The sequence below is a fragment of the Cobetia amphilecti genome (assembly GCF_020217465.1).
Classification (GTDB): domain Bacteria; phylum Pseudomonadota; class Gammaproteobacteria; order Pseudomonadales; family Halomonadaceae; genus Cobetia; species Cobetia amphilecti.
The window spans coordinates 1970672-1992735 of record NZ_CP084115.1 but is presented as its reverse complement, the minus strand read 5'-3'; the positions used below and the strand labels follow the sequence as shown (position 1 = coordinate 1992735).

Here is a 22064-nt window from a genome sequence, read left to right as displayed (position 1 = left end):
ATGAGCGGCAATGACGAACAGATCGGCCTCACCATCGCGGTATTGACCGTCTCGGATACACGCACCGCAGAGAATGACCGCTCCGGCGACGCCCTGGTCGACAACCTGACGGCGGCTGGCCACAGCCTGCATGAAAAGCGCATCGTGCCCGATGACGTCTACCAACTGCGCGCCGTGGTCAGCGAGTGGATCGCGGACCCGGCCGTGCAGGTCATCCTGACGACGGGCGGCACAGGCTTCACCGGGCGTGATTCCACACCGGAAGCCATTCGCGTGCTGCTCGACAAGGAAATCCAGGGCTTCGGCGAACTCTTCCGTCAGCTTTCACACCAGGAAGTCGGCAGCTCGACGATCCAGAGCCGCTGTCTGGGAGGGCTGGCCAACCGTACCGTGGTGTTCTGTCTGCCCGGCTCCACCGGCGCCTGCAAGACGGCCTGGAACGGCATCCTCAAGGAGCAGCTCGACAGCCGTCACCGCCCCTGCAACTTCGCCAACCTGGTGATTCCGGAGCGCGGAACCCATGCCCACTGACGCCAGTAAAGACCCGCATTCCCAGCCGTCGCCTTCCGCGGCGGCAGAATGTGGCTGCGACGCCGTGCCTGCCGGCGCCAAGGGGCTGGCGCCCCTGGCCAGTGCACTCGCAGCGCTACGTGACAGCTGCCCGCTGATGCCAGCCGAGCGCGTGGCAGTCAGTGACGCCGCCGGACGTGTGCTCGCCGAGGACGTGCATGCCGAGCTTGACGTGCCGCCTGCCGACAACTCCCAGATGGATGGTTACTGCGCCCGGGTGGCGGACATCGGTGACGGTGCCTGGCTGCCGATCAGTCAGCGTATCGCGGCAGGCCAGCCTGCCACGCCGCTGGCCGTGGCGAGTTGTGCGCGCCTGTTCACCGGAGCGGAAATCCCAGACGGCGGTGACGTGGTGGTCATGCAGGAAGAGGTGACACTGCGTGAAGGCGAAGGTGGCACCACTCTGGCCTGGCTGCCCGGGCCTCGCACCCGCGGCGACAACATTCGCGTTCAAGGCCGGGATGTCAGCAAGGGCAATCGATTGCTCGCGGCGGGCACACGACTGGACGCTGCCGCGCTGGGCCTGCTGTGTGGCCAGGGGGCAAGTCACGTGCTGGTGCGCCGCAAGGTACGAGTGGCCTTGTTCGCGACCGGCGATGAACTGATCGAACCCGGCCAGCCGCTCAAGCCCGGCCAGATCTACAATTCCAATCGCGTGATGCTCAGCCAGATGCTCAGCAACTTCGGGGCTGAGGTGGTGCTGGCGCCACTCAATGTGGCCGATACCTTCGAGGCCACCCGTGATGCTCTCGCTTCGGCGGCGCAACAGGCTGACCTGATCGTCACCTGCGGTGGGGTCAGCGTCGGCGAGGAAGACCACGTCCGCCCCGCCATCGAGGCGCTCGGCAGTCTGGATCTGTGGCGCCTGGCCATCAAACCGGGTAAACCGCTGGCGCTGGGGAGTATCAACAGCCCCCGGGGTGACACGGTGCGTGTCGTGGGCCTGCCGGGCAATCCGGTCTCCAGCTGGGTCGGTGGCTGGTTGTTCCTTCGTCCGCTACTGGGCGAGATGACCGACTGCTCTGCATTGCGCGAGCTGAAACGTCTCACGGTACGCGCGGCCTTCTCAGCCCGCACCGCCATCCGTCAGGACCATCTGCGTGTCACCTTGGCCACCGGCAGTGATGGACAGCTTGAGGCACATGCCTTCCCGGACCAGAACTCGGCGGTACTCTCCTCCTGCGCCGGTGCTCAGGCACTGGCCGTGATTCCGCCCCATGCACAGCTCAACCACGGCGACAGCGTGGAATGCCTGTGGCTCGAGCGCTGACACCGCTCCCCCCTCCCTGTTTTGACAACTGTCTTTACAACTGTCGTGACTACTGACGCGATAACTGTCACGACAACTGACGCTGGAATGCGACACCCTAGTGACACTCCAGCGTCATCTTGACCTCGCCCCTGAGTCCGGCACACTGACTGCCTTCATTCATCTGAGTTCTGACTGCCTACGGCGGCTCAGGACACTGATCGGTTACGGACTCTTGAGCAAGGACAACTCAATGCCAGCCTCTTCCTCGTCGCCCCACGCGCTGTTACGCCCACTTGCCATGGCTGTGCTGCTTGCCACCACGTCGTCATCCTTGCCGGCACTCGCCGATGACATTGCCACGTCGCCTGCGCCGGGCACGTCGGTCACCGAATGGAGCTATGCGAGTGAATCCGCGGATGACACCAACGCCGGAGCCAATGGCCCCGAGCATTGGGGAGAGCTCACCCCGGGCTATGCCGAGTGCTCGGTCGGCAGCCAGCAGTCGCCGATCGATATCGACAGCCAGTCACGCACGCTGAATGAAGCGGGCCCGAAACTCGACTACCATTCGCCGCTGCTCGTCACGCGCGATACGGGCCACACCCTGCAGATCGAAGGGGCCAGCGGCAATACCATGACGCTGGATGGCACCCAGTACACCCTGTCGCAGGTGCACCTGCATGTGCCGTCAGAGCACGCCATCGACGGCAAGCGTGCCGCCATGGAAATTCATCTGGTGCACAGCACGCCGGAAGGCAAGCTGGCCGTGCTGGCCGTACTGGTCGAGGAAGGGCATGACAACCTGGCCCTCAGCCGCCTGTTGAGCCGTCTGCCCCAGCGCGGCCTCTCCGAGACCCTGACAAGCGGCCTGTCTGCCAACCTGCTGCTGCCACGCGAACATGCCGGCTGGCAGTACTCCGGCTCGCTTACCACCCCGCCATGCTCTGAGCCCGTCACCTGGTTTGTCATGCAGACGCCGATCGAAGCCTCCCAAGCACAGATCGACGCCTACCATGAATGGCAAGGCGGAGAGAATGCCCGCCCCCTTCAGCGCTGATTGACAAAAACACGTCTACTTAGGCCGGCTGGCGCAATGCCAACATGTCCGGCCACAACCGCGCGAAGCTGTCCTCGAGCATCGCGCGGTTATCCGCCAGCCACGGCGTCATGTCCGCCAGCGGATTGGTGCCTGCATCCAAATTGCCCACCTTGTGCGTATGCCTTCCATTGCGAGTATCACTTGTCTGGCGCAAGCGGCGTCTGGCCGTCATACGCTCGCCGATGCTGGCAATGGTCGCGAGCGTGAACTCCAGCTCCTGATAGCGCCTGAGTGCATCGCGCACCTGGATCCATTCGATCAGGCTCGACAGGCGCGACGGCACCTCCTCACGCGCCAGCAGGCGATAGAGGCGGTCGATATCGTCATCGTGCATCTCGGCGGCCAGCAGGTGATCCCACATCATGTCGAAGGCGATACCGGCGACACGTCGCGACGAAGGCGGCACCTGGGTCAACAACCAGCGTGTCTCGGGATGAGCGTCGATCACCGCGTCACAGCGGCGGTGAAAGCGGATGCCCGCCTCTACCTCCGTCGACCAGCCGCTCAGGTCACTGCCGCGCACGCCATCGGCAATCAGGTTGCCAAACAGGAAGTTATCGCTGCCCGCCAGACTCAGGCGTGCATGACCGAGAAAGTTCAAGTTGCTAGACTCCTGCTTTTGCGAATCCTGTCGCCGGTCTCATCTGGCGCGCCCTGGCTCTGCATACCCTGCTCCTGTTTCCCAACTCTACTGACTATCGAGATTCACGATGCCGTCCGCTTCCATGCCAGTCAAAGCGCCTATCGTGCGTGATATCGTCCTGATCGGCGGTGGGCACAGCCACGTCGGCGTGCTGATGCGCTTTGCCATGCAGCCAGAGCCCGGTGTCCGCCTGACCGTCATCTGTCGCGACACCGACACGCCCTATTCCGGCATGTTGCCGGGCTACGTCGCCGGTCATTATACGTTCGACGATGTGCATATCGACCTGCGCCGGCTGTGTCAGTTCGCCGGCGCCCGCTTCTATCGCGATCAGGTGATCGACATCGACCGCCGCGAGCGCCGCGTGATCTGCGCCGAGCGCCCGGCGGTGGACTACGACCTGCTGTCGATCAATATCGGCTCCACGCCTCGCCTGTCCCACATCGATGGTATCGGTGACCCTGAAGCCGCAGACGCCCCCGTGGTGGCGGTCAAGCCGATCAGCACCTTCCAGCAGCGCTGGCTGAGTCTGCTCGAGCGCGCCAGGAGCGCCGAGCGTCCGCTCGATATCGTGCTGGTCGGCGGCGGTGCCGGCGGTGTCGAACTGCTGCTGGCCATCCAGCAGCGCCTTGCCACCGAGTTGCCCGATGCGCTCGCGCCGAACCTGACGCTGATCACCCGCGGTCAGCGTCTGTTGCCCACCCATGCGCACACGGTCAGTGAGGCGCTTGCCACTACCCTGCACGAGCGCGGTATCCAGGTGCATTTCGGTGAGGAGATCACGGCCGTCGAACGCGCATCCTCGACCGCCCAGCGCCAGCTGATCAGTGCCAGCGGTGCCTGCCATCAGGCCGATGAGGCCATCTGGGTAACACGGGCCGGTGGTGCGCGCTGGCTGGAGAAGACCGGACTGAGCCTGGACGAGGATGGCTTCCTCAAGGTTCGCGATAGCCTGCAGACACTTGAGGATGACGCCATCTTCGCCGCGGGCGATATCGCACATCAGCTCAACCATCCCCGCGAGAAGGCCGGCGTGTTTGCCGTGCGCCAGGCCCGGCCGCTGGCCGACAATCTGCGACGGGCCGTGCGCGGCGAGCCACTCAAGGACCATGTGCCGCAGTCGCGCTGGCTGGCGCTGATCAGCACCGGGGATCGCGATGCCATCGCCTCACGCGGCAAGCTGGGGCTGGTCGCGCCGCGTCTGCGCCCGTGGCTGTGGCGCTGGAAGGACCATATCGACCGCCAGTTCATGGCTCGCTTCAATGAACTGCCCAGCATGCAGGACGCCGCGAATGCCGGCGACCTTTCCGGGTTGCACCAGCGCATCAGCGCTGCCTGGCAGGCACTCAGGGGACGCGTTGGCAAGCTGCATCCGCACCTGACAGCCGAGCTGGATGAGCAGGAGGCACACCAGGCCCTGTCCGCACTGGCGATGCGCTGCGGCGGCTGCGGGGCCAAGGTCGGCGCCAGCGTGCTGTCGCGAGCGCTGCAGAGTCTGGCCCCGCGCGAGAACCCGGACGTGCTGGTCGGGCTGCATGCCCCGGATGATGCCGCCATCGTGCGCGTGCCCGAAGGACAGGCGCTGGTGCACAGCGTCGACTTCTTCCGCGCCTTCATCGATGACCCCTATCTGTTCGGGCGCATCGCCGCCAATCACGCGCTGGGCGATCTCTACGCCATGGGCGCGACGCCGCATACGGCGACGGCGGTGGCCACGGTGCCACAGGGGGTCGAGCGCAAGGTCGAGCCGCTGGTACGCGAGCTGATGCAAGGCGCGACCGAGGTGCTCAACGAGGCGGGCTGCAGTCTGGTCGGCGGCCATACCGGCGAAGGTCAGGAGCTGGCACTGGGCTTCGCGCTCAATGGTCTGGTGGAGGAGAGCCTGGCCGGCGTCACCTGCAAGGGCGGCATGCAGCCGGGTGATGTGCTGTTGCTTACCAAGGCCATCGGCACCGGCACGCTGTTGGCAGCGCACGCACGCCTGGAAGCCCGCGGCCGCTGGATCGACGCCGCGCTGGACAGCATGCAGCAATCCAGTCAGCGCGCGGCGGATATTCTGAGCACGCATCAGGCGAGCGCCTCCACCGATGTCACCGGCTTCGGTCTGCTCGGCCATCTGGTCGAGATGACCCGCGCCAGCGGCGTGGATGCCGAGCTCGAGATCGATGCCCTGCCGGTGCTCGACGGCGCCGAGGACTGTGTCGCCCGCGGCGTGGTCAGCTCGCTGCAACCGGCCAATCTGCGCCTCAAGCGTGCCCTGAAGGACCAAGCCGGCGTCATCGATCATCCGCGCTATCCGCTGCTGTTCGATCCGCAGACGGCCGGTGGCCTGCTGGCCAGTGTGCCGCCCGGGGAAGCCGAGGCCTGTCTGGCCGCGCTCAAGGCCGCTGGCTATCACGCCAGCGCCATCATCGGGCGCATCACCCCCCAGGGCGATGCACTGGCGCCGATCAGCATCAAGCACTGAGCACGGTTAGAGGGTCACACGGTGAGCCAGCCAGTTGGCGGTCAATGACAACCGGCGACACCCAGCGATGCTTCACAAGCGTTGTGACATTAAGCGTTGTGACATTCAGATGCCAAGATGCCCGCCAGAGAATTCTCTGGCGGGCATCTTCATGACTGGCGACTCATGCGCGGGGCGTCTGGCAACAAGCCTCAGACTGACCGGCTACCTCAGGCTTCGGCTTCGCGCTTGAGCGCCTCGAAGGACTCCACGAACGCATCCATGGTCTCGGCGCAGTAATCCCGCAGCCCACTGACGACCAGCTTCTTGGAACCACTGCCGATGCACTGCTCGCCATCATGGATGCTGAACTCGAGCAGGGTATCGCCGCGCTTGCCGTTGACCTCGAGCGAGGACCCCACGAAGTCGAGGTGCAGGTCGGCGATATCCAGGCGCTCGAAACAGAAGCCCATGCTGTCGTAGATCACCAGCGGGCGGGCCGGGTTGAACATCACGCCCTTCTCCAGCATCAACGGCTGCAGGAAGTGCGGGAAGTTGCGCCCGGAGAAGGCGATATACTGGCGAGTGAAATTGGCGACCACTTCCTCGTCATGGGTGGTATCGCCGCTGCGCTCGACCGTCAGGTAGACCTTGCCGGCTTCATCGCGCACCAGCAGGGACACGCCATTCTCGTCGGGGGCGTCCAGCGCTTCGAAGATCAAGGGCACATCGTTGCCGACCATGCCGCAGAAACGGATGGTCATGCACTGCGACAGACCGAATTTCGCCAGCAACAGGGAGAACAGCAGGTCGCCGGGCACACAGAAGCGTCGCGCGTCCGGGTCATGAATGGGGTTGTAATCCCCCGCCATCTGCTTGGCGAAACGACTTGCCTGCTCGGCGGTGATCCGCACGCGGCCATCTTCGACCCGGTGAAACTGATCAAGAAACATGGACTGCCTTCCTGCCCTGCTTGAATGATGATCGATGGTCCGTCCTGAACCATCGCGGAAATGCCTCCGAGGGGAGGAATCGCGGTCGACGCGCTGTCACGCCTGCCCACCTGTCGTGTCATGAAGCTTTCAAGACATGCAGATGAAACGATTTTACCACTGGATGACAGTCAGGTGGTGACTCGTGACAGGCTTTGCAAGAGATTGCGGCGCGACAGATGGCCATATACTGTATATAACCCCATGCTTTCGGGCAAACTGCCGCACTGCCCGCCACTTCGACAGGTCGCCATGCAAGCCGCTCCCCTCGACAATCCGCGCTACTACCTGGCCAACTTCGACACCCTGATCGACTGGGTCTGCCAGTGTCACGCCGATCTGCTGACAGAGGCGGAGCGTGCCACGGTGGACGCCATCACTCGCCTGCCGGATGCCTCGCGGGCCTTGCTGGTGCGACTGCTGATGCGCAAGGGCGATCATTTCGAACGCTCGCAGCTGCATTATCCCGAGATCGGTGCGATCGAGGCCGCATGCCAGCCATTGATCACACCGCTCGCCGACAGTGCCACGCCTGACGGCCTGTGCCGCCACAATGCCGACCTGAGTCTGGACGAGATGCTGGCGCTGGTGACCTTGCCGCGCCTCCGGGCAGCCTTTGCCGAGCTGCCCAGAAGCACGCCCAAGCGCCGCATGCATGATGCCATCAGCGAGCTGCTGGGTGACGTCACGCCACGGCCACTGCCAGCCTGGTTGAACGACCCCGCAGCCGACACCTTGAGTGTCGGGCTGGGTGAGCTGTCGCGACGCCTGAGCCTGATGTTCTTCGGCAACCTGCGCCAGAATCTGTCGGACTTCGTACTCAGCGAGCTGGGCCTGCTGCGTTGCGAGACGGTCGCCCTGTCGCCGGCCTCTCGCGCCTTCACCCATCGCTGGGAGGTGGATCGCTATCTGGCGCTGGAGCAACTGCGTGAGGACTGGCAGCAAGCCAGCGAGCGGCTGGACCGCACGGCGAACGCTGAACTTGAGCGGCACTGGCAGCGCATTGTCGCGGCGCTGGATGCGACGGCGTCTGCAGCGGCAAACGAGCTCCACAGTGAGCCGTCCGCGACTCATCAGCTCACTGACGCTCATGCCACTGGCGGGCGTGCTATTGATGATCGTGCCAATGCCTGGCTGGCGCAGCGGCGTGACCGGCTGCGCTTCTCGCTGGCCCGCGACGCCGAGCGTCAGGGCTGGCATCAGGCGGCTGCCCGCCAGTACGCCTGTCTCGAGGATTCCGCATATGCCCCGCGTGCCATGCCGCGCCGGGTGAGAGCACTGGAGCTGTCGGGCGATATCAGCGCAGCTCACGCGCTGGCCAGCGAGCGGTTGGCGCGCGCCGAGATCACGCTGGACGAGCAGCTGGCACTCGAACGCGCCCTGCCGCGTCTGTGCCGTGGCCTCGGATTGCCCGCGCCCAGACGCGCCAGGGCGCCGACCACGCCACAGATCGCCCTCACGGTGCCCGACCTTGCCACCTCGGCGGCTGACGGTATCCACGGGGTCGAGCGCGCGGCCGCCCATGCGTTGGCCACGCCCGAGGCACCGGTCTTCTATGTCGAGAATGGCCTGATTCCCGCGCTCTTCACCCTGCTGTGCTGGGAGGTGCTGTTCGCCCCCTTGCCGGGGGCCTTCTTCCACGCCTTCCACACCGGCCCGGCGGACCTCTATCGCCCTGATTTCGTCAGCCATCGCCAGGCCGCTTTCGAGGCCTGCTTCGCGCGCCTGAAGGACGAAAGCTACCGGACGGTGATCCGTGAACGCCATCAGCAGAAACAGGGCATTCAGGCACCCTTCGTGCACTGGGAGCTATTGAGCGAGGAACTGCTGAACCACGCACTGGACTGCATTCCGCCCGCGCATCTGGAAGCCTGTTTCCGCCACCTGCTGGCCAACCCTCGTGAACATCGCGCTGGCCTGCCGGACCTGATCCAGTTCTTCCCCGAGCACAGCAGCGACCGTTATCGGCTGATCGAGGTCAAGGCGCCCACCGACCGTCTGCAGGACAACCAGCGTCAATGGCTGGCCCTGTTCGCACGCCATGCGATTCCGGCGCTGGAATGTCGAGTCGAATGGCTGAGCGCGACCGAGGCCTCAGCGGACGAATGCTCCCGGCACAAGGCACCTCCTGCATCATGATCAAGGCGGACGAGACCCACGCTGAGCCCGCACGCTACCAGATCGCAGTACGCGAACTGTGTGCCTTTGCCGCGCGCGAGGGCGATCTGGACCTGCGCTTCACGCCATCGCCTACCGCCCAGCAGGGCATCCGTGGTCATCAGCGTATCGTGCGCCGACGCGGCAAGGACTATGAAAGCGAGATCTCGCTCAGCGGTGACATCGGCAATTTGACCATCCGTGGGCGCGCCGATGGCTATGATCCCAAGCGCAACTGCCTCGAGGAGATCAAGACCCATCGCGGCGACCTCTCCCGCCAGCCCGCGCACCATCGCGCCCTGCATTGGGCCCAGGCACGCGTCTACGGCGCACTGATGTGTCGCAGCCGGGACCTCGAAGGTATCACGCTCGCGCTGGTCTATCTGGACATCGCGGCGGATGCGCCCAGGGGCACCAAGAGCGAGCATGATGAGCAGAACGAGCAGAACGAGCAGACTGACCAGGCTGACCCCAAAAGCCGCAAGGCACAGCCTGATGAGCAGCGTCTGGAAGCCTGGTGGAGCCGTGAGGCGCTGGAGGCGGAGCTGGCACGTCTGGCGGCACGCTTCAGCGAGTTCGCCGCCAATGAGCTGGCCCATCGCAGTGCCCGCGACAGCGCGCTGAGCCGCCTGGCCTTTCCGTGGCCGAGCTGGCGCCCCGGTCAACGCCAACTGGCCGAGCATGCCTACAAGGCGGTGATGACCGGCCGCGAGCTGCTCGCCGAGGCGCCGACCGGTACCGGCAAGACCCTGGCCACGCTGTATCCGGCACTGCGCGCGATGCCCGCAAGCGGCACGGACAGACTCTTCTACCTCACCGCCCGCACCCCGGGCCGCGCGCTGGCACTCGACGCGCTGGCCACCTTGGCACCAGCCGCTGACGACAGCGAGGGGCAGAAAAAGACACCGGCGACACCGCTGCGCATTCTGGAACTGGGCGCGCGCAGCAAGACCTGCGAGCACCCGTCCCTCGCCTGTCATGGCGAGTCCTGCCCGCTGGCGCGCGGGTTCTATGATCGCCTGCCCGCGGCACGCGACGCCGCGCTCGCCGACCAACGCCTCCTGAATCTGGCGACGACACGCCGCCACGCCCTGGCCCACGACATCTGCCCCTACTTTCTCGCCCAGGAGCTCTCGCGCTGGGCGGATGTCATCATCGGCGACCATAACCACTACTTCGACAGTCATGCGCTGCTGTTCGCCCTGAGCCAGGCCAATGATTGGCGCACGGTGGTGCTGGTCGATGAGAGCCACAACCTCATCGAGCGCGCCCGCGGCATGTACAGCACCGAGCTCGACGCCCGCCAGTTCCACTTCCTGCTCAAGCAGTTGAGCCGCAAGGGCCATCCGGCCCCGCTGCGCTCGGCTTCACGCGCACTGGCTCGGCAATGGCGAGCGCTGGAGCAGCTCAAGCAGGGTGCTGACGGCGAGACACAGGCAAGCAAGGTCGATAGCAAGGACGCAGGCCACAAGGCGCAGCGCCTTGCACTGGAGGCGCTACCCGGCGACTTCCTCAAGGCCTTGAGCCAATGGACCGGCGCGATGGGCGACTGGTTGGCGGAGCCTGACAAGGCCGCAAACCCTGCTGCGGCCAGGCAACAGCCAGCGACAGCCACACAAGCCCCCGAACAGCTGGGCCTGATCGCAAGCGATGCCCCCTCTGCTGCTCCGAGTGCTACCGATACAGGCACTGCAACGACAGTCTCCGGCTCGGCCTCTTCCACGGCCAGGCGCCGCGTGGAACCCGATGTCGAGATGATGGAGGCCTACTTTGCGGCACTGACCCTGGCGCGACTCGCCGAAGGCTTTGGCGATCACTCGCTGTTCGAGGTCGAACTCTCCGCCACGCCCCCTGCGCGGCAGGCGTCGCTTGCCAGCGATTCAAGCTCGAGTTCCGGCGCAGCATCGGATGCAGGAACAGAAGCTGACGCGTCAGCCCGGCCACACAAGGCCCGCGGGCGCAGCGTGCGCCAGATCCAGCCGCGACTGCGCTGCGTCAGTCCGGCGCCGTGGCTGGCACCCCGCCTGCGCGCCAGTCACGCCATCCTGTTGTTCTCGGCCACACTCAACCCACCGGCCTATCACCATCGCCTGCTGGGTCTGGCGGACGATGCCGTCTGGCTGAGTGTCAATTCCCCGTTCAGCGCGGCCCAGGTGCAGGTCAGTCGTCATCGGCTCTCGACACGCCTGCGGGATCGCGACGCCTCCTGCCGGCCGATCGCCGAGTTGATGGCGCGCCAATACCGGCAACGCCCGGGCAACTATCTGGCGTTCTTCTCGAGCTTCGCCTATCTGGAACAGGTCGCCAGCACCCTGCAACAGCTGGCGCCGGAGATTCCCCAATGGCGCCAGACCCGCGCCATGACGGAAGCGGAGCGCACCGGCTTCATTCAGCGCTTCACGCCCGAGGGACAAGGCATCGGCTTCGCGGTGCTGGGTGGCGCCTTCGGCGAAGGGATCGATCTGCCCGGCTCGCGTCTGATCGGGGCCTTCATCGCCACCCTCGGACTGGCCGGTTTCAGTCCCGAGAATGAAGCACTCAAGCAGCGTCTTGCCACGTGGCTCGACAACGACGCACAGCGGCGTAGCCAGCCGGAACAGGCTGAAGGCGACCCACACGACGATACGCGCGCACCGTACCCGGTCATCCAGCCCTTGAATGCCGATGACTGCACCTATCTGTACCCGGGGCTCACCAGAGTGGTGCAGGCTGCCGGCCGAGTGATTCGCAGCGAGCAGGATCAGGGCGTGATCCACTTGATCGATGACCGCTTCATGCGCCCGGAAGTCGCACGGTTGCTGCCACGCTGGTGGTCACCGACGAATTGATGCGGGCTGCAAGCGTGACGCCGCCACGATGCGCCGTGATGGCACAAAGCCTGCACATCAATGGAGATGTGATTGGGTCTTCATTTCGCACTTCATTTCGCTCTTGTCTTCGCTCTTCATTACGCTCTTGTCTTCGTTATCCACCCGCAAGGAAGCCGCACGATGCCAGACACCGACAATGCCCTGTGGGGCGATGAGTATCCGCGTGACCTGATCGGTTATGCCGACACGCCACCGCATGCCAACTGGCCGGGTGGCGCGAAGATCGCGGTCCAGTTCGTGCTCAACTACGAGGAAGGCGGCGAGAACTGCCTGCTGCACGGCGATAGCGAGAGCGAGAAGTTTCTCTCCGAGATCATCGGTGCCGAGGCCTACCCCGCGCGGCACATGAGCATGGAGTCGATCTACGAATATGGCTCGCGCAGTGGCGTGTGGCGGATTCTGGATGAATTCAAGCGCCGCGAGTTGCCGCTGACCGTCTTCGGCGTCGGCATGGCGCTGGCGCGCCATCCGGATCTGGTGGCGCGTTTCCTGGAGGATGGTCACGAGATCGCCAGTCATGGCTGGCGCTGGATTCATTATCAGCACATGGATGAGGCCCATGAGCGCGCCCACCTGGAACGCGCGGTGGAAAGCTATCGCGAGCTGGTCGGTCATGCGCCACAGGGCTGGTACACCGGGCGCGACAGCCCCAATACCCGCCGACTGGTGGTGGAACACGGCGGTTTCACCTACGACAGCGATTACTACGGCGATGACCTGCCGCTGTGGATGGAGGTGACTACCGCCAATGGTGAACAGGTGCCGCATCTCGTCGTGCCCTATACCCTGGACACCAATGACATGCGCTTCGCCAGCGCCCAGGGCTTCAATAGCGGCGAGGATTTCTTCCAGTACCTGCGCGATGCCTTTGATGTGCTCTATGCCGAGGGCGACACGGCGCCCAAGATGCTCTCCGTCGGGCTGCACTGTCGGATCGCCGGCCGCCCGGGACGCTTCGCGGCGCTGAAACGCTTCCTCGATTACATCCAGTCCCACGACAATGTATGGATCACGCGACGCATCGATATCGCCGAGCACTGGCAACGCGAGCATCCCTATACCCCCGCCAGCTGACGAACCATCACCTCAATCCCAAGTGCCAGCATCAGAAACGCCGCAGCCCTTTCGGGATGCGGCGTTTCTGTTCAACTCCAGACAATGTCTGCAATCGCACATGCAAGGCAGCGCTGGTCAGTTTTCCAACATGCAGATCAGTCTTCCAACATGCAGGTCAGTTTTCCAACATGCTGGCCAGTGCCAGCAGACTCTCATCACGTCCCGGCAGGCCCAGCAATGACACGCCCCAGGGCGGGGGCGCGGCTTCCTGTGGCAGACGTGCCGCCGAGTCGGCAAGCCACGGCAGACTCAGCTGCGGCGCACCGTTCAAGCCCGCCAGTGCGGTGAGTCCCATCAGGCGATGACGATAGGCCTCCATTACCTCAAGGCTTGCACCCAGCAGCGGTGAGGCGCCCGGCGTGGTGGGCAACATGAAGACCGCCTCGCTGGTAGCTTCGGCCTGGGCGTGAAGCGCGCGACTGCCAGCCTCCGCTGGTGCCTCGCTGCCTTCCTGATGACTGGCTGCCTGGCTGGCCGGCTGACTGGCTGCCAGCTGCTGGCGAAACCAGCGGCGAACGGTATCCGCCTTGGCTTCTGCTGCCTGCTCGTCGCTATCGCTGAGCGTCATGCACCATTTGAGACGCGCCGCGATATCCGGGTTGAGGCGCGGCCAGCGCGATTCGGGCCCCTGCTCCGGCGTACTCAACCACGCCTGGTGAGTACGCCGAATCTCGCAGCCCTGCAGAATCCGGAAGGCTTCACTGGCGCGCGCCATGAAGGTCTGACTCAGCATGCGCCGCTCGCACTGAAAGCCGAGTGACTCAAGGCGCCGAGACAGCGGCCCGAGCAGGCGCTGATAAGGCCCAGCGGCGAGCCCTTCCGGCACCAGCAGGATGATGCGCGCCGGCAGTCGAGTGGCTGTCGCCGCCGGCATCAGCACCTCACTGACCTGCGTCAGCGTCCCCAGATCCCGCGTCATCCAGCCGACGGTGTCGAAGCGCGGCGCCAGCGGCTTGAGCCCGGTCATGCTGATACGACCATGGGTCGGGCGCAGCCCATAAAGCCCGCAGTAACTGGACGGCACGCGGATGGAGCCGCCGGTATCGGTGCCCAGTCCGACCTCCGCCTCACCGCGCGCCACCGCCACCGCAGAGCCCACGCTCGAGCCGCCCGGCAACCTCAGCGGCGCGCGAGGGTTCTGCGGCGTGCCGAAATGCGCATTGGTGCCATTGAGGCTGTAGGCCAGCTCATCGGTGGTGGTACGGGCACGATAATCGGCCCCCGCCTGCTGAAGCGCGAGGACAGCAGGCGCCGTCTGCCGCTCGATGGGGGCGCTGGCCAGCAGGTCAGGGTTGCCCTGGCCGATGCGCTCGCCCTTGATCGCGAACAGGTCCTTGACCACCAGTCGCTGGCCATTCAGCGGGCCTTCTTCCTGCCACCCCTGACCCCGCGGCCCCGAGAAACGTGCCGGCGCTACATAGATACGCTTGTCCACTGGGAGCGACTCCTTTCGACTCATGATGTGGTCCACCGCTGCACGCTCAAGACGCTGCACTCATAGCACCGCGCCGAGGAACTGGCGCAGCTCTTCCGTGGCCGGATTGGCGAACAGTGTCGCGGGGTCGCCCGACTCATGCACACGCCCCTGGTGCATGAAGATCACGCGATCGCCCACATCACGGGCGAAATTCATCTCATGGGTGACCAGAATCAGCGTCATGCCCTCACGTTTGAGCTGTTCCAGCACCTTGAGCACATCGCCAACCAGTTCCGGGTCCAGAGCCGAGGTGATCTCATCGCACAGCAGCACCTTGGGGTGCATCGCCAGGGCGCGTGCGATCGCCACCCGCTGCTGCTGTCCACCGGAGAGCTGACTCGGCCAGGCATCGAATTTCTCCCCCAGCCCGACCTTGGCCAGCATCTCGCGGGCCTCGCGCTCGGCGACATCGCGGGCGACGCCCTTGACCAGCATCGGTGCCAGCATCACGTTCTCGCCGACGCGCTTGTGGGGAAACAGATTGAAGCTCTGGAACACCATACCGACATCCTGTGCCAGGGCGGCGGCGTCCATCTCGCTACCGTCCAGCAGCTTGCCGGCGACATGAATGGCGCCGCCGTCATGCTGTTCGAGCTGATTGATACAGCGCAGCAAGGTGCTCTTGCCGGAACCGCTGCGACCGATGATCGACACCACCTCACCCGGGCGCACCTCGAGATCGATCCCCTTGAGGACCGGCAGGTCACCGAAGGACTTGGTCAGCGCCGACAGGCTGACCAGCGGCGCCTTGGCGCTCTCGGTATCAAGGGCGCTGTCGGAGACGGGAGCGCTCTCGGTGACGGCGGCCTTCTCGGAGACAGCAGCGTCGGATGAGGCGCTATCCAGCGCAGAAACTTCAGCGAGCAGTGACATTGAGACGTGCCTCCAGATGGCGAGCCAGCCGCGACAGCGGATAGCACATGGCGAAATACAGCAACGCGACCAGCGCGAAGACGGTGAAGGGTTCCAGGGTGGCGTTGTTGAGCATGGTGCCGGCCTTGGTCAGCTCGACGAAGCCGATCACCGAGGCAAGCGCGGTGCCCTTGATGATCTGCACCGAGAAGCCGACGGTCGGCGCGATGGCCATGCGCAGCGCCTGCGGCAGGATGATGTGGCGCATGGTCTTCAGGTAGCCGAGCCCCAGCACCCGCGCCCCTTCCCACTGCCCCTTGGGCACCGCCTCGACACAGCCGCGCCAGATGTCATGCAGGAAGGCACTGCTGAACAGCGTCAGCGCCACGGCCGCCGCTGTCCAGGCCGAGACATCCAGCCCGAAGACCGCCACCCCGAAGAAGGCCAGGAACAGCTGCATCAACAGCGGCGTGCCCTGGAACAGCTCGGTATAGAGACGACAGAAGAGCGCCGCCCCCGGCCAGCGGGTCAGGCGCAGAAAGGTCAGCGCCAGCCCGACCAGACTGCCGCCGATGAAGGCGATCAGGGACAGCGCCAGTGTCCAGCGCGCCGCCAGCAACAGGTTGCGCAGAATGTCCCACAGCGTGAAGTCGATCATGAGTGGGCCTCTTTCAGGACATGGGAAGACAGACGCCTACGCGGGGCCGGCGTCAGGTGGCGAAAGCCGAACAGACGACGCCCGATGCGGTTGAGCAAGGCGCGCATCGCGATGGCCAACAGCAGGTACATGCCTGCCGTCACCACGTAGCTCTCGAAGCTCAGGAAGGTACGTGACTGGATGAAGTTGGCCGCGAAGGTCAGGTCCGCCACGCTGATCTGGGAGACCACGGCGGAGCCCAGCATCACGATCACGCACTGGCTGGTCAGCGCCGGATACATGCGTTCCAGCGCCGGCATCAGCACCACATGGCGATAGCTCTGCCAACGGGTAAGCCCCAGTGCCCGCCCGGCTTCCCACTGGCCGCGACCGGTGGCATCGACCCCGGCACGCAGGATTTCACTGCTGTAGGCCGCCAGATTGAGTGTCATCGCGATCACCGCGGCCATCTCGGCACTGAGTGACAGCCCCAGTGCCGGCAGACCGAAGAAGATGAAGAACAGCTGGACGATGAAGGGCGTGTTGCGCAGCAGCTCCACCAGCATGCCCAGCAGCCGGCTGAAGAGGCTGGTCGGCGCACGATGGCGCTGCCAGACACACATCACCGCGCCGAGTATCCCCAGCGTGGTGGTCAGCGCCGTCAGCCAGACCGTCGTCATCAGCCCGGCCATCAGGTCGGGCAGATACGGCAACAGGCGCGGGAAATCCGGGAGATAGTTCATCGATCAAGCCTCACGGGCAAAGGGATCAGACGTGTGACGTCTCGATTCAGGCATCCAGTGACGGCAGCGGCGCCTTGAACCAGGTCTCGGAGAGCGTATTGAGCGTGCCATCCTCGATTCCCTGGGCGATCAGCTCATTCACGCGCGCCTTGAGCGCCGGCGTGTCATGACGCATGCCCACATAGCAGGGAGAATTCTTGAGCGGCAGCACGCTGACCGGCACGCGGGCGGGATTGCGTTCGGCGATGGCGGCGGTGACGAGATTGCCGGTGGCGATCATCTCGACCTGCCCTGACAGGAAGGCCGACAAGGTCGTGTTGTTGTCTTCGAAGCGCTTCACGGTGGTCGATTCCGGTGCCACCTTGCTGAGCTCCATGTCTTCCACCGAGCCACGTGTCACGCCGATGGTCTTCTCGCCCAGTTCTTGCGCGGAGTCCACCTCACTGCCCTTCTCGCCGAACACGCCGAGGAAGAACGGCGCATAGGCATCGGAGAAATCGATCGCCTTCTCACGCTCGGGATTCTTGCCCAGGCTCGAGATCACCAGATCGACCTTGCGGGTCTGCAGATAAGGGATGCGATTGGCCGAGGTGACCGGCACCAGCTCAAGCTTCACCTCCATCTCGTCTGCCAGATAGCGCGCCATGTCGATATCGTAGCCACGCGGCTTGAGGTCCGGGCCGACCGAGCCGAAGGGCGGGAAGTCCTGTGGCACCGCCACTTTCAGCACCCCGCTATCTTTGATGTCGCTCAGTGCATCCGCGTGTGCGCTCAAGGCGGTGGACGCCAACGTGCCCCACAGGGCCAGCAATATTCCCTTGCGGACCCAGTTGCCAAGACGCTGCTTGTTGCCTGTCCGTGTGGCGCGCTGTTGGGCCTTGCTCTCGTGACGCTTGCTCATCGGTCGACTCCGGTATCCGTCAATGCCAGGCGCTGATGCGAGGACGACTCGTCATGCACCTGGTGCCTTGCGGCAGTGGATTGTTGTTGGTTGTTGTTGAGTGTCCCGCCGTGCTTCTTGCCGAGTGTCTCGCCGAGTCAGATCCAGTGACTCCCTGCCCCATTCGTCTTCAGAACCTGACCAATGAAACAAGTGATTCCCTTATCAATCTTTGCAACAGGTGTGCCAAAGCTTTCGCTACAAGCTCAATAAGCTGATCGAGTTGCTGGCAGCGCAGAGCCACCTGCGGCTCACACGACTGTGCATGGGCTTGCGAACGCACTTGAGCACGCGCCTCAGCGCAGGATTTAGAACAGGCCTGAAAGCAAAACAGCGAGCAGCAACGAGAAGAAGCGACACACGCCTGCGGGAGGCGAAATCGAGGATGACGCCCTCGCCTGGCGGCGAGATCAGGGCGCCGACACCAGCGACATGGCAGCAGATGGTGCAGTCAGGCAGGCATATGCGCCCTGCAGGTGCGCAGAGCGCGGCGAGTCGAATCGGGCCGCCACACAGTTCAGAAGCAAGGCTGGCGACCCACAGGGGGATAGAGAGGGAGAAAGGAAAGGCAGGAGCACTTCAAGGTGGACGATCAGCCGTCGCCCAGTTCCTCCAGCGCATCGAAGGTATCGGTCACGCGGCGTATCTGACTGCGCCCACCGACGAGGTCGTCATGCAGCAGGCGCGTGGCCAGCAGATTGATCTGGCTCATGGCTGCGGCGTAGCTGTCGAAGGCGCTGACGCTGTCCAACGGGCAGCGCAGAACATGCTCGATACCGGCGGGGATGGTGCTCAGGCTGTCATCGCAGACCAGCAGCACCGTACAGGGCGCCTGCCCCAGCCATTCAAGCAATCGTGCCAGCCCCTGCGGTCGCCGGCGCATGGCGAAAACCACCACGGCATCATCGGCACCCAGGCGTGCGACCTCCTCGCCGAGCGATTGGCCGGGTTGCGGCAACACCGCCACCTGCGTGCGCAGCTGCAGCAACTGTTGGCGCAGATGCAGCGCCAGTGGATAGGCATTGCGAAAGCCGATGATCTGCAGCCGCTCGGCCTTGGCCAGAGCGCTGCTCAGCGCCTCCATGTCGAGCATGTCCAGCGCCGCCAGTGCCTGACGCAGATTGCGACACTCCTGCTCATAGTGGCGCTGGTGGTGGTCTGCCGTCGGCGCTGCCGCCACCGGCACACCCGATTGACGCAGACTACGCGCCTGGTCCCGCGCCTCACGGAAGTCCTGATAGCCAAGACGGCGGAACAGGCGGCTGACCGTCGCCTTGGAGACGTCGGTCAGGCGTGACAGTTCCGCGGCGTTGTATAGCGCCAGTTCATCCTGATGCGCGAGCAGAAAGCGCGCGATGCGCTGCTCATTCGGGGTGAGCTCCTCAAGCGAACGGGTCAGACGCTGATGCAGACTCAGGCTCCTGGTGCCCTGCCTTGCGACATGGCGAGCGAGACTGACGGTGGCATTGGCATCGGCAACGGGGGCAGGCGCTTCCCCATCCGGGTGCACTGCCCGGGATTCACCGGGCACGTCATCCTCGGGGGGCGCGCTGTGATCTATGGGCGCTCGTGGCATGAAGACACACTCCTGAAAAGATTCTGCGTGAGCGCAGAGCAACGATTGCATCAACGATTGCATCAAGACAGTGCAAAGCCTGGGCCAGGTGCTGACTGACAGTGCATAGACGAAAGGCGTAACCCTCGCGATGAGCGCTTTTTCCTCATCCTGAGCGCCTCTGACGCCCTCAAGCGCTGCACGACGCCAACCATCCGCACCGCGCGACAGACACAAGCGACTGTTTTTACTGTTCATCACATCAAATCGGCACGCAAGCCGCTTGATCAAGACTAGCCAGCCGACAGGTCATACGCCGCGCAGTAACGCCAACGACCCTTGCCGGACTGCAATATTCCCGATAAAGCGCTCGCGATGCGCAAGGAGCATTCTCATGGCCACCTCAACGATGACTGCCCTCCTCGATAGCTGCCGAGCCATGACAGCCAAGGTCACGACACAGACATTCACTCTCTTGCCGCGCTCTGGCAGCGCCACCCAGGATGTCGCCAATGCCCAGTCCGCTCAATTGCTGGGCGTGATGGCGATGGGCTACGAGGCACCGCCGCTGAGCCTGAAGGCAACGGCGGCCCCCACGACGCCTTCACCGGCCAATGACACGCGCAGCCAGGCTGACATTGCCGCCTCGGCCGTGGCGGCCCAGGCCTCAGCCGAGACATACACTCCGACTTCGACCTCGACAGCATCGCCCATCGCGCAGCAGAAAGCCGTCTTCAATCCTGACATCAACCACAAGGCTCACGCTGACTGGGAGGCGATGCACCGCCACCACACCCTGCTGCGTCAGAGCATGACGCGTCGAGGAATGCTGGCATGAGCGTCTATACCATCGGCATGGAATGCGGCATGCACATACCGCTGGAGAACAGCATCGCCCTCGCCCCGGCGCCTCGCATCAAGCTGGAACTGACCGCCGGCCAGCACGCTGGCGAGTACCTGAGCATGATGTCAGGAGCCATCCAGCCGCTGACGGATAGCGACGATGCGTTGCTGAAAAGCCTGGAGGCGCAGCTGCCGCGCCGCAGCCTGATCTGGACGGCGCGCGGGATCACCGAGGTCGGGCGTGGCTGGCGCTGGCAGTCATCGCCCGGCCATCCCCAGGCGCCCTGGCTGGACGCCGTGCATCACAGCTGGCCGAGTCATGCGCCGCGCTGGCTGCGCAAGGCGCCGGTGGTGGTAGTCACCGCCGATGCGCTGCCGCTGGCCAACCGCACCCGCCACCAACGTGACCTCGCGCGGCTGTGGGCAAGCGCCGATGCCGCGCTGATCTATCTTGCCGACGATGCCCGCGATGGCTGGCAGATGCATCAACACTGTGACATCTCTCAATTGGAGAAAGCCGAGTTGTCGGGGACCAAGCAAGAGGAAGAAGCAGTGCTGGATCGCGATGCTGGCATGCCCTTGGAGATGGCAAGCTGATCGCCTGATGGCCTTATCCTTCACATTTCCAGAATGACGCAAGAGCGAGCGACGCAAGAACGACTCTAGACTCAAGAACCAAAAAAGCCCGCCCCGGATACCGGGGCGGGCTTTTTGCTGTGCGGCGAGGTACTGACAACAGACAGCTGAAACAGGCGACCGACAGAGCGCCGAATCCGCCGGCTCAAGCGCTCATGCCGCTCATGCCGCTCATGGCTGTCGCGGGCACAGACCATCACATAGCGTGCTGGCCACGAAATCCGCCAGCTGCTCCCAGTCTTCATCGCTCTGCGGCGCTCCCCCCAGCTGATCGATCTGGGCGGCGAAATCCGCGTAATGCTGAGTGGTGGACCAGATGAGGTAGATCACCCACATCGGCTCCGCCTCGCGCAGTTTGCCCGCGGCCATCCAGGCCTTCATGACATCGCAGCGCGCCTGCACCCAGTCGCGCAGGTCGCCACTGAGATAATCGCGCAGGAAAGGCGCCCCACTGATCACCTCCGCCGCGAACAGACGCGAGGCCTGCGGTGCCTGGCGTGCCAGCTTGAGCTTGACGCGCACCAGCGCCTCCAGCACCTCACGTGGCTCGTCATCGGGCGAGATATCCTCGAGCGAAGCATTCCAGCGCGTCAGGGTCTGCTCCAGCAGGTGAACGTAGAGCTTCTCCTTGGAGCCGAAATAATAGAGCAGATTGGCCTTGGGCAACTCGGCCACTTCCGCAATCTGCTTCAAGGTGCTGCCGCGATAACCGTGACAGGCGAATACGCATTCGGCGGCCTCGAGAATACGGCTCTCGGCTTGCTCACGCGGAGAGCTGGCAGGCGGCACGCTCAATTCCGCGCTACGGGTACGACGGACTTCAGCGTAAAGGGAAGAAGGAGAATCCGCGGGCATCGGCATCACTCATCAGGTCAGAAAAAAGCATTCGAGTCTCTTGGCGACAGTCCCCTGTCTGTCTCACTCGCCAGTCAGCGACGATGTGCGCAAGCAGGAGGCTCTGGTCAAGCGACTATCACGTGGCGTTGGAACAGCAGTGAAAACAGCCCGTTGAGACACCGGCGAACAAAATACCACAACATGCACTGACCATTTGGTCAGATTCTTGCAGGAATCACAATACGACCTGTTACATTGATAGAGACAACAGCCTGCAGATCAACGCTCGTCGCCTGGATAGAACAGGCCCGCTGGCAAGACAGCCCCAGCCCGCCGGCAGCGTAGAACAGAGGACTTGAGCGTTGGAAGTACGCTGTACGCAACAAGGCACCACAATGA

At 64.3% G+C, this 22064-nt stretch carries 18 protein-coding genes; 9 read left to right on the top strand and 9 right to left on the bottom strand.

The features are described 5' to 3' along the window. The 3 genes from moaB to LCW13_RS08510 all read left to right on the top strand — a co-directional run bounded on the left by moaB (position 1) and on the right by LCW13_RS08510 (position 2879). Positions 1–531, top strand: a complete 531-nt coding sequence (gene moaB / locus LCW13_RS08520) for a molybdenum cofactor biosynthesis protein B (protein ID WP_054556718.1) — start codon at positions 1–3, stop codon at positions 529–531. Continuing rightward, positions 521–1840: a molybdopterin molybdotransferase MoeA gene (locus LCW13_RS08515; protein ID WP_153635722.1), complete on the top strand. Its 1320-nt coding sequence runs from the start codon at positions 521–523 to the stop codon at positions 1838–1840. The genes moaB and LCW13_RS08515 overlap by 11 nt, the downstream gene beginning before the upstream one ends. Before the next feature lie 232 nt (positions 1841–2072). Continuing rightward, positions 2073–2879 (top strand): carbonic anhydrase, encoded by an 807-nt coding sequence (locus tag LCW13_RS08510; protein ID WP_153635721.1) that lies wholly within the window; start codon positions 2073–2075, stop codon positions 2877–2879. Between the two features lie 19 nt (positions 2880–2898). Here the strand turns inward: LCW13_RS08510 and LCW13_RS08505 are convergent, their stop codons facing one another. Next, positions 2899–3522 carry an ACP phosphodiesterase gene (locus LCW13_RS08505; protein WP_225348060.1) on the bottom strand — a complete coding sequence of 208 codons (624 nt, stop codon included), beginning with the start codon at positions 3520–3522 and terminating at the stop codon, positions 2899–2901. A 145-nt stretch (positions 3523–3667) separates the two neighbouring features. Here LCW13_RS08505 and selD point away from each other — a divergent pair, with 145 nt between their 5' ends. After that, positions 3668–6031, top strand: coding sequence for a selenide, water dikinase SelD (gene selD, locus LCW13_RS08500; protein ID WP_197738735.1), 2364 nt, complete (start codon positions 3668–3670; stop codon positions 6029–6031). Between the two features lie 209 nt (positions 6032–6240). Here the strand turns inward: selD and LCW13_RS08495 are convergent, their stop codons facing one another. Further along, positions 6241–6963, bottom strand: coding sequence for a DUF3581 family protein (locus LCW13_RS08495; protein WP_054556084.1), 723 nt, complete (start codon positions 6961–6963; stop codon positions 6241–6243). 291 nt (positions 6964–7254) lie between these two features. Here LCW13_RS08495 and LCW13_RS08490 point away from each other — a divergent pair, with 291 nt between their 5' ends. The 3 genes from LCW13_RS08490 to puuE all read left to right on the top strand — a co-directional run bounded on the left by LCW13_RS08490 (position 7255) and on the right by puuE (position 13103). Next, positions 7255–9141: a VRR-NUC domain-containing protein gene (locus LCW13_RS08490; protein ID WP_225348059.1), complete on the top strand. Its 1887-nt coding sequence runs from the start codon at positions 7255–7257 to the stop codon at positions 9139–9141. Then, entirely contained in the window at positions 9138–11987 is a 2850-nt protein-coding gene (locus LCW13_RS08485; RefSeq protein WP_225348058.1) for an ATP-dependent DNA helicase, read from the top strand. Before LCW13_RS08490 ends, LCW13_RS08485 begins: the two co-directional genes overlap by 4 nt. A 162-nt stretch (positions 11988–12149) precedes the next feature. Continuing rightward, on the top strand, positions 12150–13103 hold the full coding sequence (gene puuE, locus LCW13_RS08480) for an allantoinase PuuE (protein ID WP_225348057.1): 954 nt from the start codon (positions 12150–12152) through the stop codon (positions 13101–13103). 157 nt (positions 13104–13260) lie between these two features. On the opposite strand, the gene LCW13_RS08475 is transcribed toward puuE, so the two are convergent. The 6 genes from LCW13_RS08475 to LCW13_RS08450 all read right to left on the bottom strand — a co-directional run bounded on the left by LCW13_RS08475 (position 13261) and on the right by LCW13_RS08450 (position 19370). Continuing rightward, a complete protein-coding gene (locus tag LCW13_RS08475) occupies positions 13261–14580 on the bottom strand; it encodes an amidase family protein (protein WP_172978660.1) in 1320 nt (439 codons plus the stop codon). A 60-nt stretch (positions 14581–14640) separates the two neighbouring features. Next, positions 14641–15495 (bottom strand): amino acid ABC transporter ATP-binding protein, encoded by an 855-nt coding sequence (locus LCW13_RS08470; RefSeq protein WP_131432001.1) that lies wholly within the window; start codon positions 15493–15495, stop codon positions 14641–14643. Further along, on the bottom strand, positions 15479–16132 hold the full coding sequence (locus LCW13_RS08465) for an amino acid ABC transporter permease (RefSeq protein ID WP_077376658.1): 654 nt from the start codon (positions 16130–16132) through the stop codon (positions 15479–15481). The genes LCW13_RS08470 and LCW13_RS08465 overlap by 17 nt, the downstream gene beginning before the upstream one ends. Further along, a complete protein-coding gene (locus LCW13_RS08460) occupies positions 16129–16854 on the bottom strand; it encodes an amino acid ABC transporter permease (protein WP_215824373.1) in 726 nt (241 codons plus the stop codon). The genes LCW13_RS08465 and LCW13_RS08460 overlap by 4 nt, the downstream gene beginning before the upstream one ends. A gap of 46 nt (positions 16855–16900) precedes the next feature. After that, on the bottom strand, positions 16901–17755 hold the full coding sequence (locus tag LCW13_RS08455; protein ID WP_225348056.1) for a transporter substrate-binding domain-containing protein: 855 nt from the start codon (positions 17753–17755) through the stop codon (positions 16901–16903). Positions 17756–18386: 631 nt separating this feature from the next. Continuing rightward, complete coding sequence (locus LCW13_RS08450; protein WP_225348055.1) at positions 18387–19370, bottom strand: MurR/RpiR family transcriptional regulator; 984 nt, start codon at positions 19368–19370, stop codon at positions 18387–18389. 373 nt (positions 19371–19743) lie between these two features. On the opposite strand from LCW13_RS08450, the gene LCW13_RS08445 reads away from it, so the two are divergent. Beyond that, entirely contained in the window at positions 19744–20187 is a 444-nt protein-coding gene (locus LCW13_RS08445; RefSeq protein WP_225348054.1) for a hypothetical protein, read from the top strand. After that, the gene (locus LCW13_RS08440) at positions 20184–20789 is read left to right on the top strand and encodes a hypothetical protein (protein ID WP_153635710.1); all 606 of its coding nucleotides are present in this window, start codon (positions 20184–20186) and stop codon (positions 20787–20789) included. The genes LCW13_RS08445 and LCW13_RS08440 overlap by 4 nt, the downstream gene beginning before the upstream one ends. A gap of 210 nt (positions 20790–20999) precedes the next feature. Here the strand turns inward: LCW13_RS08440 and LCW13_RS08435 are convergent, their stop codons facing one another. Beyond that, complete coding sequence (locus LCW13_RS08435) at positions 21000–21683, bottom strand: TetR family transcriptional regulator C-terminal domain-containing protein (protein WP_153635709.1); 684 nt, start codon at positions 21681–21683, stop codon at positions 21000–21002. Positions 21684–22064: the final 381 nt, after the last annotated feature.

Bases quoted from the DNA above. Each gene is read 5' to 3' on its own strand.
- puuE (WP_225348057.1), top strand. From the start codon at position 12,150: ATGCCAGACACCGACAATGCCCTGTGGGGCGATGAGTATCCGCGTGAC.
- LCW13_RS08455 (WP_225348056.1), bottom strand. From the start codon at position 17,755: ATGAGCAAGCGTCACGAGAGCAAGGCCCAACAGCGCGCCACACGGACA.
- LCW13_RS08440 (WP_153635710.1), top strand. From the start codon at position 20,184: ATGAGCGTCTATACCATCGGCATGGAATGCGGCATGCACATACCGCTG.
- LCW13_RS08450 (WP_225348055.1), bottom strand. From the start codon at position 19,370: ATGCCACGAGCGCCCATAGATCACAGCGCGCCCCCCGAGGATGACGTG.
- LCW13_RS08485 (WP_225348058.1), top strand. From the start codon at position 9,138: ATGATCAAGGCGGACGAGACCCACGCTGAGCCCGCACGCTACCAGATC.
- LCW13_RS08460 (WP_215824373.1), bottom strand. From the start codon at position 16,854: ATGAACTATCTCCCGGATTTCCCGCGCCTGTTGCCGTATCTGCCCGAC.
- LCW13_RS08510 (WP_153635721.1), top strand. From the start codon at position 2,073: ATGCCAGCCTCTTCCTCGTCGCCCCACGCGCTGTTACGCCCACTTGCC.
- LCW13_RS08435 (WP_153635709.1), bottom strand. From the start codon at position 21,683: ATGCCCGCGGATTCTCCTTCTTCCCTTTACGCTGAAGTCCGTCGTACC.
- LCW13_RS08515 (WP_153635722.1), top strand. From the start codon at position 521: ATGCCCACTGACGCCAGTAAAGACCCGCATTCCCAGCCGTCGCCTTCC.
- LCW13_RS08495 (WP_054556084.1), bottom strand. From the start codon at position 6,963: ATGTTTCTTGATCAGTTTCACCGGGTCGAAGATGGCCGCGTGCGGATC.
- LCW13_RS08490 (WP_225348059.1), top strand. From the start codon at position 7,255: ATGCAAGCCGCTCCCCTCGACAATCCGCGCTACTACCTGGCCAACTTC.
- LCW13_RS08470 (WP_131432001.1), bottom strand. From the start codon at position 15,495: ATGTCACTGCTCGCTGAAGTTTCTGCGCTGGATAGCGCCTCATCCGAC.
- moaB (WP_054556718.1), top strand. From the start codon at position 1: ATGAGCGGCAATGACGAACAGATCGGCCTCACCATCGCGGTATTGACC.
- LCW13_RS08465 (WP_077376658.1), bottom strand. From the start codon at position 16,132: ATGATCGACTTCACGCTGTGGGACATTCTGCGCAACCTGTTGCTGGCG.
- LCW13_RS08445 (WP_225348054.1), top strand. From the start codon at position 19,744: ATGGCCACCTCAACGATGACTGCCCTCCTCGATAGCTGCCGAGCCATG.